Raw genomic sequence first — 14,852 nt, 5'->3', positions numbered from 1 at the left:
CCCGCTGATGAGCCCTTTAGCGACTCTTCTGCTGGCTTTTATCTTCCTCCGGTACTTTGATGACATTGTAGCTGTCACCAGGCTTCAATATTAACTTGTGATCGAGGAAATCCTGTACGTTGAAGGTATTCCTCTCGTCTGCATCGGCTGTAAGCCCATAGTTGGGATGCCGTGTAAGATCATATTTATCAGATAAGAAAGGCCTTACGCCTCTCACCTGAACAATACATTTGTTGCCATCCATAACAGCGAGCTCATCAATACTCATAAGATCATGCTCTTTTTTCTGATAGGTGGTGTTGTGGTTCTCCGATGTTCCCCTGGATTCACCGGTGGTATAAAGATCAATGGTCTCCTTTCCCAAAAGGGTGTTAAGGTCCCGGAGAGTAGTCTGTTCCGAACCTCCAAGGAAAATCTGACTGTCACAATTGCCTACAATCGTGTCCGCGTTATCCTTGTAGATTGACTTAAGTTGCGACTTTGCCTGAATGACAAGGGCTGCTGATATCTCACGGCTTCGGATTGTTGCCATGAGCTTTTCAAGGTTTGGTATCTGTCCGATGTTGCAGGCCTCATCAATAAGGCATCTTACATGAACAGGAAGCCTTCCTCCATAGACATCATCTGCCTTTTCGCACAGCAGGTTAAAGAGCTGGCTGTAAACCATGGATATTAGGAAATTGAAGGTTGCATCATTATCTGACATGATCAGAAACAGGATTGTCTTCTCATCTCCTATCTTATCAAGCTCCAGTTCATCATACTTGGTGATCTCACGAAGCTCTGCTATATCAAATGCAGCAAGCCTTGCACCGCAGCTCACAAGAATCGATTTGGCTGTTTTGCCGGCCGCAAGGCGATATTTGGCATATTGCCTTACTGCGAAGTGCTCGGGCTTCTTGGCTGCGAGCTCATCAAACATAATATCGATGGCATTTTTAAATGACTCGTCGTCTTCCCTTACTTCCATGGAATTAAGAAATTCCAGTAGTGTAGCGAAGTTCTGCTCTTCCTTGGGAGCTTCATAATAGATGTAGCCGATAAGCGCAGTATACAGCAGTTTCTCGGCTTTTTCCCAGAATTCATCGCCGCCTTTTCCTTCGCCTTTTGTGTTGGCAATCAGCGTAGTTACGAGCTTCAAGATGTCTTTTTCCGAATGGATGTACTCAAACGGATTATATCTCATGGACTTAGAGAAATTGATGGTGTTGAACACTTTTATTTTATACCCCTTTCTCAAAAATGCCATCCCAACTTCTCGAATCAGAGTGCCTTTCGGATCAGTCAAAACATAGGAACTATGCATCTGCAGGAGGTTCGGTTTTATAAAAAAACGTGTTTTACCGGAACCTGAACCACCGACAACCAGGACATTTTTATTCCTGGCATACTTTGGCTCCGATGGTCTGCTGCTCATGGTAATGCGCTCTGTCTGAGAGAGAATCACATTGTTTTCAAATTTCTCATCCACAAAGGGCTCAATATCCTCGGGCTTACCCCACCTTGCAGAACCATATTCCTGATTATGCCTGAACTTCTTGGCATTCTTGCCCTTGATGTAAACAGCAAGTCGCAGGCCTACGCCGCAACAGGCTCCAAAGAGAATATCAAAAGGATGGAGGCTTGGCGCCATATTGGCAAAAGCCTTTGAAAAGCCGCCATATATCACCATCCCCTGTATCTTCTCTGAAAGGTTATTACCTGATGCAATCCTGAAAGCCTCACCAAGGTTAGTACAGAACAGTCCTACCAGTACATACGGAGCGTTAAGAAGGACCATTTTTTTGGTCTTTCTATCAATAGTTATTTTCATCGTGCCTGCTCCTTTGCCCTGTGCTTGTTCTTATGAGGAATCTTGTCGCACCTTGCCTTGAGCTCACGGAGTCTCTTAAGTGTGCTGGGCTTTTCCAGCCCGGCTTCTTTCTTCATGAGCTTAGCCGTGTACTCATCCAGAACGCGGGTTATGGCATCAGTGTCTTTTGCCTTGAAAAAGACTGTATATCTGGCCTGATCGTTCTCCTTGTTCTTTACAATGGCAAAATCCAGACCATACTTATTACAGAGTCTCTTGAACTGCCTCATGGACTCGCCACTGACTTCAAGACTTGTAGCACCCTGCCCCTGCTTGATGAGCTGCTTCACAGTCTGCTGCCCCTTACCGGTCTTGTCCTTGCTATCTTTCAGCACTTTATGTGCCTCACGAAGACCTTTGATGAGAGCATGAATGGTGAGCCTTGAAATGTTGAAGGCAAACCGGATACTCTCTTTTGCTACTTCTTCATTTATCAAGCTGTTTTCCTCCTGGTCTCACCAAGGATCTTGGCCATGCATGGGAAGCAGAATGGTGTTGCTTTCCCATAAACGCAGGGTGTTTTGCAGTTATGTGGTGTTACATTTGCAAGTGACGGCTCGTTAGTGCAGCCAAGACTTACCTTTCCGCCGCTGTATACTTCTCTGTTATATGCCTGTGACATGTCTTTTTCCTCCTAAGATAAAGGGTGCCGGCATTTCTGCTGGCACCCCTGGTGATTTGTTATCGTTCCTGGCTCTTATGCTTGGACTTATCTACTTCTTTCCTTGGCTGGGCTGCGACCTGCTCCTTCTTGGCCTTAAGGTCTGCCAGTACCGACTTTCTCTCGGTAGGCTCTGTCTCTTTTCCCTCAGCCTTGGCTTCTGCCTTGTCCACAGATGCCTTGATATCAGGCGCTACAGGATCCTTTGGTGGAACCTCCGGGTCCGGTTTCACTGCTTCCTTCTCCGCAGTCTCAGCCTTGTCGATGTCACGCTGACGATCAACGTACTTTTCAGCAAGCTCAAAGACCTTTTCCTGTGAGTCGTAGTGATACACACTGTCGGTGAGCTTGTCCTCTGCACTGACTGTGGTTGCATTTACCTCGCGGACCATGTTCTCAAGAGACTTAAGGTCAATAGTTCCATCATCGGGCACAAGTAAAACCTCATGCCGGCTAGATGGAAGCAGGTAAAAATCGCCACCGACGCGCTCTGCAGCCTGATCCATAAAATCGGTGTACGCAATGACACCGGCGCCATGGACATTACCCTCTACAGAAGCAACAAAGATCTTCTCCTGCTCAGGTGGAATGTTAAGGCCAAGCATCTCAAGGTCTTCAACACCCATCTGCTTTGCAAGCACCTCAGCCATGCCCTCGATAACAACAGGCTTTATCTCAGGCGCGTTCTTAAGCGCATCCGCATGAAGCTGCTCAGGAGTGATGCCGTAGCTGTCAACCATCTGATTAGTCACAACGATTGAAGCGTTCTGGCCGGCGATATCACTGGCATCGAGCCTGTAGATAACAGCCATGTCTTCCATTTCCTTATGAGGGAGGTTTGCAAGCATCTCCTCATTACCGGAAATAGCCACAACTTCCATTGTGAGGCGCTCCTTGGCAGTGTCATAATTCTTGATCTGCTCAAAGTCGCCTCTTGGCATGTTGTCGAAGCCGTTCTCGACAACCTTGATTGTGCTATCAACAATCTCATCGTATGGTGTGCCGTCCTGATAAGCTTTGTAGGCAGCCTCAACATTGAGGTTCACACCAACGTTGCTGCCCTCCGGCTTAATGCAGGTGCTCTCATACTTCTCATTGACCTTTCTTGTCTCCTGATCCTGGAACTCCATGCTGCCGTAGCCATCGCCATAAAGTCTCTCAGCAATATCATCTTTGAACTGCTCTCTAAACTCTTCAAAATCCAATTTTCATTTCCTCCATATGATTTGTTATTTGTGGCAACAAAAAAGACGCCGACCTGTGACCGTATAGATCACAAACCAGCGCCTCGTATTTGCCGGGCTCTTTTGCGCAAAAGAAAAGCACCAGGGAATGTGTGATTTCGTATCTCACATTTCTTGGTGCATTATAACAATATCATACTGAAAAAAGTTCGTAAATAACCAGAAAGACTCAATGTGGCATCACAGAGACTCAAATGGACTCAATGTGACTCAAGTCGATATTTGAACCTCAACTTATTCATAAATGCTCTACATGAGGCTTGATATTTTGTATAATTGTAAATGTCGTTTGACTCTGAATCTTATTGCCTGGAGGGCATAGCAATATGGAAAAGCAAAATACACTTGCAGAAAAAGTCTTAAACTACTGGTTTGCGGTTGAGTTTTTATCTCAGGATAAATATCCGGACAATTATGACATTATGAACAAAGTCAGAAGGCATAAGGAAAAAGTCGCGCGCCGCCAGCCATTTAGCAACAGTCTTGAGACATTCATAAGGCTCACTGAAAATGATATAGAAAAAGACTTGCATCAAATTATTAGCGATGAAGCTATAAAGTGCGGGATGAAAGTATGGGGCGATATCTCTTTTTATATAGGTAAAGTAAAAAGAGATTGCTGTATTGAACAAATATCCAAGTTGATTAAAGCTGATGTTAACAGCTTACCCAAACGGCCTGAGAAAAACAACGAAAAGATAGCCATGGTAAGCATTCAGATTACTTCTGATGGAAAATTCAAAGAAAAATCACTCTCCTTATCTCCTGTACTCTGGGCCATGAACAAGCTGGAAGACACAAATGGCGATTTGACTGAAAATCTAAAAGCAAAGGATTATAGCTTAGACTGTAAAGATATCGAAGAAAAGTTCTTTGATAAAAATATTGAAAGACATGTTAGTTCGGATGTAAACACCAGTGATGTTAACGATCAGAACAAGGAAAATCTTTCGATAAAAGGGCAGGCTGTTGAGTCAGTGAAATTGGCGTCCATAAAACAACTTTATTCATACGTTGTAGATAAATACGTAAAAGATGCAGTCAATATCACGGACGATAACACAGATGCATATGAAGAGGTATATGGTCTGTATTTTCAGCTCTTTCTAGATGAGGCAACTAAGGATAAAAAGGAAGATGATAATTATCTAGGGCTTAGTCACGATTATTTCTCTGCTGATATAAATATGGTTCTTGAAAAATGCAAGAAGAATGAGCTTGCAAAACCTGGCAATATGACTAATGACCTCCTTCGTTATATTGAAATTGCTTCAAATAGTGAACATGAGCAGATAGATCTTATTAAACCAAATAACGACAACCGCTATTTTCACAAATTGGTGCTTAATATGCTACTTAGGCCTGATGTTGCCCCACTAGGCAAATGGCCTTCAAGGTTTATGCCTGCCATGATGCAGGAGGTAGCAATCAATGCGGCTTTACACAGCGTCAAAGATGTAACTGACGGCAACGGAAATATCTTCTCCGTAAATGGACCTCCAGGAACAGGTAAAACAACCCTTCTTAAAGAGGTTATTGTAGGAAATATAGTAAATAGAGCAATCCTTCTGGCAAAGCATGACAATCCCGACGATGCATTTGAGGCACATAACTTTTTGCATGGTGACAAGCAAAACAATGCCTATTCGCAATACGTTCAAAAGTGGTATTCCTTTAAAGATGATGCAATCAATGATTACAGCATGCTTGTTACTTCCTGTAATAATGCAGCTGTTGAAAACATCTCAAAGGAATTACCCAAAAACATAATTCCCGATTTAAGCCCCTTGCCAGATGATTCAGATGAATTAAAGGATAAGCTCACAGAGATCGCATGTTTATTTGATCCTCAAAAATCCGATAATCTTGAAACAACTAGAACTGGAGAAGAATACCGAGATGTTTATTTTACTAAATATGCCCGGGATCTTCTGGACGATGAAAATGCATGGGGACTGATTGCTGCCCCTCTTGGTAAAAGATCAAATATTTCACGTTTTTATAATAGTGCTCTCATTAAAATTGATATGGATTTCTACCAGATAAAGGAATCCGCAGTCGAAAGACGCAAGAAATACCTTGAAGCTAAACAAGCATTTAATGAACAGTTAAGTGTAGTCGAGGCTCTTCAAAAGGATTTAGGCAAGTTGCAGGAAGCAATGATACGATGCGCAACAAGTAAGCAGCGTCTTAATGAAGCTAATGCAGAATATGATGCCAAAACAAAAGATATTCTCTCACAAATAAAGTTACAGCAGTCAGAACTCGATGAAATTGAAAAGAATAGAGACCAAATCCTAATCGAGTTGGATAAACGGTCTAATTTTTTGGATAAACTAGAGTCCGAAGACAAGGAATTGAATCTCCAAAAGGAGAATCTTTATAAGCAGATAAAAGAAAATAACGAACAATCCTTTAATACCAGAAGTTCTGTTTCCTTTCTTACAAAGCTTTTTAACAGAAAAAAATATGAAGCTGCAAATCGTCTGGCAGATAATTATGAATCTGAGGCAGAAAGAAAACAGGAAGACTTAAACTCTGTTACAGAATCAATCGAAAAAGTAAGTAGTGAAAAGGCAGAAATACAAAGTCAGCGTTATGTATACAGTGTTAAATATGATGAAATCACCGGTGCCATAGCGCAAAAGCAGACATGCATAGATAATCTATCCCAAAACATTGAAAACGAGAAGCAAAGTGTAACATCACGCGAAAAAACATACCACGAAGCCGTAGATACATATAAGGAGCTCCTTAATGAGTATGATGAAAATGACTGCATGAGAAAGCTCACAATAGCAGATGATAATTATATCAATAAGTTGCTCTCTGATGATGAGTCATCAACTGATGCACAGGTAGCAAACCCCTGGTTAACGGAACAATATAACAGAGAACGTGAAAAACTATTTGCTCTTGCTATGAGGCTTAATAAAGAATTTGTGCTATCATCCAATCACTGCAGAGACAACTTCAAAACATTAGGCCACTATTGGGGCGTCCGGATGGGTGATGATGGTAAAAAAATAGACTTTGCCCCGCAAGATAAGGATAACTTTGTTCCAGCGGTATTGCAGACACTATTCCTGTTCGTACCGGTAATATCTACAACCTTTGCTTCTGTTGGGAATTTTCTTCGGGATGTTAAGAAACCTGGTATGCTTGGGACTCTTGTTGTAGATGAAGCCGGGCAGGCCCAGCCGCAGATGGCTGTAGGTGCATTGTACAGAAGCAGAAAAGCAATTATTGTAGGAGATCCACGGCAAATAGAGCCAGTAGTTACTGATGATTTAGCATTGCTAAAACTGGCCTTTAATGATACTGATCTCAATTTTTATAAGAGCAAAACGATTTCTGTACAGAGCTTCGCTGACACTCTTAATTGCCTTGGGACAAATCTGGATAATGGAGAAGGCGGCTCAGAATGGGTTGGTTCTCCTTTGGTTGTTCATAGAAGATGTATATCGCCAATGTATGATATTTCAAATGTAATTTCTTACAATGGCATTATGAAAAAGAAAACCGGCAATCCAAAGGATTCCGTAAAAAGTACATTTATAAAGGAGAAGTCAGAATGGATAGATGTTACCGGCAAGGAAAAAGGAAATGGTAGTCATTTCGTAGATGCCCAGGGAGAAAAGGTATGCGAACTATTGGAGGTTGCATTCAGTAAAACTCCCGAACCAAACATCTATATCATTAGCCCATTTGTAACGGTAGTTTCAGGAATCAAAGACTACATAAAGCAGTACTGCAAAGATCATCCTAATACCAAGATAAACATGGGCTACATGCTTGATTATGAATACAAGAAGATTGGTACAGTACATACTTTCCAGGGAAAAGAAGCTAATGAAGTAATTTTCCTTTTAGGATGCGATGACAGTGATAAGAATACCGGAATATCTTTTGTTAACAAAAATATTGTTAATGTAGCCGTTACCAGAGCTAAATATAGATTGTACATAATAGGTGATTCAAACGCCTGGAAAAGGTCTATGTGCGTAAATATGGCACGGGAGCTGCTTGAGAAATATCGATAACAGCGAGCGATGAAAGAGTCATGTGGCTGTGTAAGTCTTTTTAATGCATGTAAACGGTGGTCTTTGGATCACCGTTTTTTGATACGCGTATATAGTATCAACTTCAATACTCTCACTTTTCAAAGTCCCTCATTTTTTATATATAATCAACAAATAATTTATAATTGACTGCTATAATGATAAATGCACCTGTATTGATATTACATGGAGGTATCGATATGAAGAGATTATTTGCTACTCTTATTTCTTTGGTCATATTTCTAACCTGTTTTTCTGTACCAGTTCAGGCTGCAAATGATAAGCTTGATGTTTCTATTGATGTTACCGGAAAATATGATAAAAACGCTGTTGTATTTGAAATAGAAACCAATTTGCCTGATGAAACAGTGTTAATGCTTTCTTTAAGTGCTGGTGATTATAACAAGACAGGCAAATATACTGGGCAGACAAAAGTTACCATTAAAAATGGCAAAGGTAAATCTGAAGGCTTCTCAAATAAGGGTAATAAATTGTCTGGCGATTTCGATTTGTCTGTTTCTATGAGTCTTCCAAAACTTCAAAGTGAAGCGGTTCAAAAAGTTATTGGTAAAAATGGTGAAAACATGACTGGTAACGCAGTTGAAGATGCTTCCGTTGGTAGTTCAAAAGTTGTTAGGGCATTGTTTGCTGTTACGCTCGATAAAAGTATTACTATAACACCAGAAGACGATTATTCATCAACCACCTTTGCAAAAGATACTGATAAAGCCTCAGATGAAGATATCAAGAAGATAGCTGATCAGTATTCTGATGCTGATAAGGAAAAAGAAAAAGTCGAGAAGCAGATTCAGGCATACATTGATGAATATTACACTTATACAAAGATTGACAGTATAACAATAAATCCCAATCTTGGTACAGACGACGAGAAAGACTATATTGCACTTGTAAATCTTACTTGGGAACAGAAAAACACGGGAAAAACATCTAAAAAGATGCTTGATATGTATAGCAGCGATATGGCAGCCCGTGTCTATGAAGATCTTCCAGAAATATCGGAACTTGCAGTATTTTGGAATGTGCCATACTTGAAAGCAAATGCTAAGATTTCATTTGAACGAAAGAAAAATGGAATGGCTTATTCAGATACAATGTTTGATAAAGCATTCGACAAATAATACTACCAAGGAGCTGTGATCAAACTCACAGCTCCTTCTTTTTTCGCTAGGCTATGCTCTTATATCTCACCTTCACTGGCGCATGTTGGAAATATCATACTGAAGCATTAGCAAATTGGCTGCTCCACTCATGAAATAAATGTCAGCGCTGCTTATAGTCCATCATATTGTTTAATTCACACTCTCTTGATTCAATCACAGAACGACGTCTAACAAGATAATCATAATAAGCTTGTTTGTTATCCATAACGAGCTCCTCGAACTGCTTCTTTGTTTCAAAAATCCTGTCATAATACTTGATGTTATAGCCATTTTCTCGCTTCCTTTGCACCATAAAATCAGAACGAGTCACCGCTCCAAGGCAAGCATTGGGATATAGCTCAATAAGGCGTTGTGTCCACTCTGAATATATGCGAAAGAAAATCTCTGGAATATCATACAGCCCCATTACCCCTCTCGCAGTATTTCCACCAGGCCAAATAGGAATCACATTTCCAATAGAGAAGTACACTTTCAGAAAAGCATTCAACTCTTCGGATTCATTGAACTTTCTAAACTCTGGAGCAATACTACAAGTATGTAGAAATGCCGGACTATTTTGGCTTAAGCGTTTTCTAGGCATCTTGGCTTTTTCCTGCTTGTAAATCTCAGTAAAAACGTCATTATCCGTCACTTTCAATCCCAACTGATATATAAGCAAGAAAGAGTATAATACATCAGTTCTTTTAAAGTTCTCTTTGTCTGTCCATCCAAGTTTGTCGGTCTTTTCTTTATTGTATTCTTCTACTGTTTGCTTGATCTTAGCATCAGAGTTATTCAATCTCCAATTAAAGAAGTCTTCTACACTCTCAAAAATCGCTTCACTCATAGTTTTTACTCTTATCGTTCTTGCATTTAGGGCATCCTGGATTCCTAGTCCTATTTCTTATTAGGTTATCCCATTCATAACCGCATTCAGAACATTTCCATGACACTTGCCACGTAACACTAAACATCTTTCAGGTATGTAAACTTATTAAGTAACACTAACCAGTCGTCCATTCTTCCACTCACAGACTGAAGGAGTTTTTATAGTTCCTCTAGTAAAGTTCATCCCTAAAACATATGAATCAGATAATTCATTTACGCCTATCCATTCCGGAAAATCATGTTCCACATTAGTCATGTACGTAATCACTTCATCCATGCTATCAAAATCACAAGCTATTTCGACTGTGGCCTGCTCAAGATTATTGAAAACAGATAAAGTATAACCCTCATGATAATTGTTTTTTAAAAAATCCTTTATTTCTTTAAGCCCTTCATTACCATATGTCAGTTTAACTGGTATCATAAAAGCACCTTCCTTTCTTTAAATGCCTGCTTTCTCCAATATTACTTTTACTTCTTCATAAGATTCAACAGTATAAGGGATTTCAATCAGTGGAACTTTCAGCTTTTCAGCATATTCTTTTTTTATTCCATCATGTAGTTGTTGTTTTGCATACTGTTCTTCGCCGCCAAACATTCCAACAGGCATATAATGTTGTTGTCCTTGGCATTCAATAAGCGCATATAACTTATCATTTTTAATCACAGAAAAATCATAAGAAAGCTTGCCATCGGCGTAACCTCTCAAATCGTCAAATCTCTTTTGATACTCATAATTAATAGGACTTTCATAGCCTTTTTCATTAAAATATTGTAAAACATACAATTCGTATTTTGATTGTTTTAGGCAACCACATGAAGAAATCATGCCTTTTTTCAAATAATAGCCATCCGCCAACTTTTCATTTCCACAATCACAAATACATTTCCACTTTTCAAACCTACCGTCATTGGACACACTAACTCTTTCAATAACAGTCAGCATTCCAAACCGTTTTCCAATCAAATCTATTGTACGATCTTTAGCTCGGTTGGCAGAGGCTTCGCTCTGAAGGCATCCGCATGACTTCGTAGACCCTCCTCTTAGGCTAGATGTCTGAACAACAATAGTATTACCACAATCACACAAACACTTCCAATAATATTCAGAATTGCCATTATTATCTGTTTCCTTATGATCGACTTCCAATGCAACAAGTCGCCCAAAGCGTTTATTGGATAAATCCATGAAATTTCTTTCAGAAGATAATCTCCTGCTCTCACATCCGCAGGATATTACATCACCCTTTTCGAGAGCACCTGTCCTATGCGATACTATTTCACCGCATTCGCACTGGCATTTCCAATAGATGCCACTTCCATATTTTTCTCTGTCAATACCAATAACTGTCAACTTTCCAAATTTACGTCCTGTTAAATCCTTTTTAGGTACAGACCTTCCACAACCGCATGATTTACTAAAACCTTGTATTAATGAATGTCTTGGAATAATTCTTATAGTTCCACACTCACACTTACACAAATATGCGGTCCCATGTCCTTTTTGCGAATTATCCTTGTTTAATACTGTCCATCTTCCAAACACATGTCCAGTCAAATCATCATTTCTGTATTTATTATTATCTTGTCTTAAGCATCCACAAGATTTTGTTTGTCCACTCTTTAACCTGCCGGCTAAAACAGAAATCTCATTCCCACAATCGCACTTACAAATCCATCTTGCACCTCTATGATCATTTCTTTCAATATCATCTTTTCGTAGTACGACAAGCTTCCCAAATCTTTTACCTGTCAAGTCTATGATCTTTGAAGGCCCGTTTTTACAGCCACAAGATGTAGAACGCCCAAAACGAAGTGCATATCCTAAGACACTTTTAATTTTCCCACAATCACATCGGCAAATCCACCTAGCGCCGCGCTTAGAAGTTAAACTATCCGATAAATCCTGCTCAAGAACAGTCCAATAACCAAATTTTTTTCCAGTTAAATCATCTACCTGCTTCCTTGTTCTGATGGAAGTTCTCTTATCTTTATCGCATCCGCAGGAAACAGAGATACCGCCTCTTAAGCTTGTACCTGAAACGCTCCTAATTGTCCCACAGTCACATTGGCACTTCCAATATATATTCTTTTTTTCGATATCATTATCTCTTTCGATTACTGTCCAATGACCAAATCTTTTACCTGATAAATCAATAAACTTACCCATGATTACTGCCCACTTTCATTTATGACCACAATCATAATTATACTCTAAGATTCTCTTTACTATATACTTTCTGCAGAAATAAAAAAAGACTGCACAGTAGCTGTTACACTACCATGCAGTCATTCCGTGGGCTTATTAAGAAAAAATCACTGCTCCCATCTTATCAGAGAGCGATTGCAGAAGGCCGTTCACTGCCAGAGCAGCTACGCTTCCAAGATATGCTATGAAGCTGAATCCAAGTCCGATTCCAACTCCGAGCCAGTCATGATGAACTCCCATCCATAGGAGCAGGAGAATCATGAGGAAGAAATACAGTCCCACGATTACGGATCCCATCACTGATGCGAAGTTCACCATAAATGTGATAAACGTTATAAACAGATATACCGGAAGCAATAATACTTTCATCAACAGTTTCAGTACGAACATTCAGATCACCTCTTTTCAACGTACTCCATCTTAACCTTGTAGGCTATGAGTCTCAAAACATAATCAGGCATCTTTCTCTCTCCATGCTCCCAGTCAGAGATTGTTCTGTAAGGAATGCCCAGCCAGTTGGCAAAATCCTTGCGATTCATGCCTGTCTTTTCCCGGACAGCCTTGATCTCGTATGCCTGGATCCGATCAACCTGGTCCTTCTTAACATCCTTTTTGTCATATTCAATGAGCAAGTCCAGCCCTTCAATGTTGAGCTTATAATCGTTTTTCATAATGCGCCTCCAATCCAAGTACGCAATGCTTTTTGTTGCTAATTTAATTATATATACGCATTGCGTACTTTGTCAACATTTCAATTGTCACAAGCCCACTCAAGATCTGCATCGTCGAACATTACCCTGTCATGATTTATTTCCACCTGCATATTTGCTCCCATGGTGCTAGGTGCATTGAACAGAGCTGCCAACAGATACTTTCTGATATTCCTTGGCTTATCAGTTTTTGACTTCCAAGAGTTAAGCACATACTTGATGTGATAGTAGTTGAGCTTAAGGAGCTTGCCTCTGACAAAATTAGCAGAGTACTCATTGCTGGCAACAACGATGGTATCGTTCTTGGTAAGGACTGTCTCAAGAATCAGATCATATAATCCCTGGATAAAGTCTGCATCACTGGGAAAGCGCTCTTTGAGAGAATCAAGATCAATATTCTCACGAATGACTTCTGCATATCCCGTCTCATCCCCTTCCAATCCCTTCTTGGTTCTGTTGTCAATGATTGATATGGTCTGATTAGATTTGGTATTACTAAGAATGTTATTATTTATATTGTTCTTATTTGTGTTTGAAAAATAAACGACCCCGGATTTATTCTGCGGAAGGGTGTCAGTTACTTCGCAAACAGGGCTGTTTACTTCATGGGCAGGGTCATTTAGAATATAAACACCCCCATTTGAATTTGGGACAGCCTCTTCGTAATTATCGTAGTTTTCAGCAGCCTCTTCCATTCCAGATAATACTTCCTCTGTTTTACACAAAGTTTGATTTGCAAATTTTGGTGCATCCTTAGGGATGAAGTTTTTGACATAGATCTTGAGACCTCTGCCAGGAATAAGGACTTTTTCAATGAGACCAATTTCATCAAGGTGCTTTAAGATATCCCCGGCTTTGTTTCTACCTCGATTTGAAAACTCCATTATAGTTTCTATTGAGCAGTATACATATGCCCTGCCAAGTTCATCAAACCAGTTGTTCTTGATAGACAGGCTCATTCTGTCGAGAAGCATGGAATAAGTGACAGCCTCCTCCAGAGTTACCTCTTTATACATGGGATCATATAAAAGAGGCTTTGGAATCCTTATGAAGTTGAACTGGTCAGACTCCTGACCATAGAAGTAGTTTAAATCAAGTTTTTTACCCACGGAATGTTCCTCCCAACATGTTTTATTTTTGTTCTTCGTGCCACTTTTCAAGCAGGCCAACGATTACCATTTCTCTCTGTTTGCTGCTGAAATGTGGTGGAAAGTATTTGTTTAGTTTCTTTTCTGAAAGAGTGACCTTGCCATCAGTTTTGCCCTTGTTCTCAGGGAGAGCATCATTCATTATCTGAATCATGGTTCTCTGGGCGATATTCTCGATATTCGGTGTATCTTTCAGTGCCTGTATCTGAACAGGCTTTAAAAAGTTGTTATCTCTGTAATACTCGTAAATCCAGCCCTGTAGTTCTTTATCAAATCCGGCGATATCAACTCCAACAGTCACGCCGATTTTCTTCTGATCTACGAGGTTAAGTACATCTGGAACAAGCTCTGTCAGTTTTATGTAATTCTGAACTGATCTCTCGCTCATTCCTGCGTCCTTGCCAACTATAGCTCTGGACTTGTTTCTTGCATCATCCAACTTGTGGCAATTATTGCCACAAGTTAAATCAGTACGCTCACCCTGCCTGCTGATAGCTGCCAGCTTCATCTTTAAGGAGAAGGCTCTTTCACTTGGAAGAATCTCTTCCCTCTGGACGTTAGCGTCCACCATGGCTATAACGGCTTCATCGTCAGTGTATTTCTTGATCACTGCAGGTATCGTAATAAGTCCTGCAAGCTTGGCAGCATGCATCCTTCTGTGACCGGAGATCATCTCGTATTTGCCGGGATCTGTGCTTTCTCTTACAATCACAGGAGTAAGGACGCCATTTACAGCAATGCTCTTTACCAGCTCTTCCATGCGGCTGTCATCTATAACCTTGAAGGGATGACCTTTGAACGGAGTGATGTGGTTGATTTCAATCTCAACAGTATTTTCGCTTGTTATTGGAGCTCCGAGAAGCTGCTCCACTGACTCGAATTTGATCTGTTCTCTTTTAACTGCCATCTGCTCATCCTC

At 40.3% G+C, this 14,852-nt stretch carries 14 protein-coding genes; 2 read left to right on the top strand and 12 right to left on the bottom strand.

What is annotated here, in order from left to right; translation table 11 throughout:
- Window positions 1-16: 16 nt before the first annotated feature.
- Genes E7303_RS09305 through E7303_RS09290 form a run of 4 tightly spaced genes read right to left on the bottom strand, consistent with a single transcriptional unit; the run spans window position 17 to window position 3,718 of the window.
- Window positions 17-1,813, bottom strand: coding sequence for a VirD4-like conjugal transfer protein, CD1115 family (locus E7303_RS09305; protein WP_292144971.1), 1,797 nt, complete (start codon window positions 1,811-1,813; stop codon window positions 17-19).
- Window positions 1,810-2,289: a PcfB family protein gene (locus E7303_RS09300; protein WP_292144970.1), complete on the bottom strand. Its 480-nt coding sequence runs from the start codon at window positions 2,287-2,289 to the stop codon at window positions 1,810-1,812. Before E7303_RS09300 ends, E7303_RS09305 begins: the two co-directional genes overlap by 4 nt.
- A complete protein-coding gene (locus E7303_RS09295) occupies window positions 2,286-2,474 on the bottom strand; it encodes a hypothetical protein (protein ID WP_292144969.1) in 189 nt (62 codons plus the stop codon). The genes E7303_RS09300 and E7303_RS09295 overlap by 4 nt, the downstream gene beginning before the upstream one ends.
- A gap of 59 nt (window positions 2,475-2,533) precedes the next feature.
- Complete coding sequence (locus E7303_RS09290; protein ID WP_292144968.1) at window positions 2,534-3,718, bottom strand: DUF5688 family protein; 1,185 nt, start codon at window positions 3,716-3,718, stop codon at window positions 2,534-2,536.
- 365 nt (window positions 3,719-4,083) lie between these two features.
- Here E7303_RS09290 and E7303_RS09285 point away from each other — a divergent pair, with 365 nt between their 5' ends.
- Both E7303_RS09285 and E7303_RS09280 read left to right on the top strand, forming a co-directional pair.
- Window positions 4,084-7,800 carry a DEAD/DEAH box helicase gene (locus E7303_RS09285; RefSeq protein ID WP_292144967.1) on the top strand — a complete coding sequence of 1,239 codons (3,717 nt, stop codon included), beginning with the start codon at window positions 4,084-4,086 and terminating at the stop codon, window positions 7,798-7,800.
- 218 nt (window positions 7,801-8,018) lie between these two features.
- A complete protein-coding gene (locus E7303_RS09280; RefSeq protein WP_292144966.1) occupies window positions 8,019-8,957 on the top strand; it encodes a hypothetical protein in 939 nt (312 codons plus the stop codon).
- Window positions 8,958-9,099: 142 nt separating this feature from the next.
- On the opposite strand, the gene E7303_RS09275 is transcribed toward E7303_RS09280, so the two are convergent.
- The 8 genes from E7303_RS09275 to E7303_RS09245 form a co-directional block, all read right to left on the bottom strand.
- Complete coding sequence (locus E7303_RS09275) at window positions 9,100-9,825, bottom strand: hypothetical protein (protein ID WP_292144965.1); 726 nt, start codon at window positions 9,823-9,825, stop codon at window positions 9,100-9,102.
- Entirely contained in the window at window positions 9,818-9,952 is a 135-nt protein-coding gene (locus E7303_RS18165; RefSeq protein WP_442861649.1) for a zinc-ribbon domain-containing protein, read from the bottom strand. The genes E7303_RS09275 and E7303_RS18165 overlap by 8 nt, the downstream gene beginning before the upstream one ends.
- A gap of 20 nt (window positions 9,953-9,972) precedes the next feature.
- On the bottom strand, window positions 9,973-10,290 hold the full coding sequence (locus tag E7303_RS09270) for a hypothetical protein (protein WP_292144964.1): 318 nt from the start codon (window positions 10,288-10,290) through the stop codon (window positions 9,973-9,975).
- An 18-nt stretch (window positions 10,291-10,308) separates the two neighbouring features.
- A complete protein-coding gene (locus E7303_RS09265) occupies window positions 10,309-12,036 on the bottom strand; it encodes a hypothetical protein (protein ID WP_292144963.1) in 1,728 nt (575 codons plus the stop codon).
- A gap of 135 nt (window positions 12,037-12,171) precedes the next feature.
- A complete protein-coding gene (locus E7303_RS09260; RefSeq protein ID WP_292144962.1) occupies window positions 12,172-12,465 on the bottom strand; it encodes a hypothetical protein in 294 nt (97 codons plus the stop codon).
- Between the two features lie 5 nt (window positions 12,466-12,470).
- On the bottom strand, window positions 12,471-12,746 hold the full coding sequence (locus E7303_RS09255) for a helix-turn-helix domain-containing protein (protein ID WP_330601650.1): 276 nt from the start codon (window positions 12,744-12,746) through the stop codon (window positions 12,471-12,473).
- Between the two features lie 80 nt (window positions 12,747-12,826).
- Window positions 12,827-13,894 carry a DUF6017 domain-containing protein gene (locus E7303_RS09250; RefSeq protein WP_292144961.1) on the bottom strand — a complete coding sequence of 356 codons (1,068 nt, stop codon included), beginning with the start codon at window positions 13,892-13,894 and terminating at the stop codon, window positions 12,827-12,829.
- Window positions 13,895-13,916: 22 nt separating this feature from the next.
- Window positions 13,917-14,840: a ParB/RepB/Spo0J family partition protein gene (locus tag E7303_RS09245; RefSeq protein WP_292144960.1), complete on the bottom strand. Its 924-nt coding sequence runs from the start codon at window positions 14,838-14,840 to the stop codon at window positions 13,917-13,919.
- Between the last annotated feature and the right edge of the window lie 12 nt (window positions 14,841-14,852).

It is taken from the genome of Butyrivibrio sp. (genome assembly GCF_015056685.1).
Classification (GTDB): domain Bacteria; phylum Bacillota; class Clostridia; order Lachnospirales; family Lachnospiraceae; genus Butyrivibrio.
The sequence above is the reverse complement of the archived record's forward strand: the minus strand, read 5'-3'. Positions and strand labels throughout refer to the sequence as shown.

Excerpts from the sequence above, each read along its gene's own strand:
- E7303_RS09305 (WP_292144971.1), bottom strand. The coding sequence starts at position 1,813 with ATGAAAATAACTATTGATAGAAAGACCAAAAAAATGGTCCTTCTTAAC.
- E7303_RS09295 (WP_292144969.1), bottom strand. The coding sequence starts at position 2,474 with ATGTCACAGGCATATAACAGAGAAGTATACAGCGGCGGAAAGGTAAGT.
- E7303_RS09285 (WP_292144967.1), top strand. The coding sequence starts at position 4,084 with ATGGAAAAGCAAAATACACTTGCAGAAAAAGTCTTAAACTACTGGTTT.
- E7303_RS09280 (WP_292144966.1), top strand. The coding sequence starts at position 8,019 with ATGAAGAGATTATTTGCTACTCTTATTTCTTTGGTCATATTTCTAACC.
- E7303_RS09275 (WP_292144965.1), bottom strand. The coding sequence starts at position 9,825 with ATGAGTGAAGCGATTTTTGAGAGTGTAGAAGACTTCTTTAATTGGAGA.
- E7303_RS18165 (WP_442861649.1), bottom strand. The coding sequence starts at position 9,952 with ATGTTTAGTGTTACGTGGCAAGTGTCATGGAAATGTTCTGAATGCGGT.
- E7303_RS09270 (WP_292144964.1), bottom strand. The coding sequence starts at position 10,290 with ATGATACCAGTTAAACTGACATATGGTAATGAAGGGCTTAAAGAAATA.
- E7303_RS09265 (WP_292144963.1), bottom strand. The coding sequence starts at position 12,036 with ATGGGTAAGTTTATTGATTTATCAGGTAAAAGATTTGGTCATTGGACA.
- E7303_RS09260 (WP_292144962.1), bottom strand. The coding sequence starts at position 12,465 with ATGTTCGTACTGAAACTGTTGATGAAAGTATTATTGCTTCCGGTATAT.
- E7303_RS09255 (WP_330601650.1), bottom strand. The coding sequence starts at position 12,746 with ATGAAAAACGATTATAAGCTCAACATTGAAGGGCTGGACTTGCTCATT.
- E7303_RS09245 (WP_292144960.1), bottom strand. The coding sequence starts at position 14,840 with ATGGCAGTTAAAAGAGAACAGATCAAATTCGAGTCAGTGGAGCAGCTT.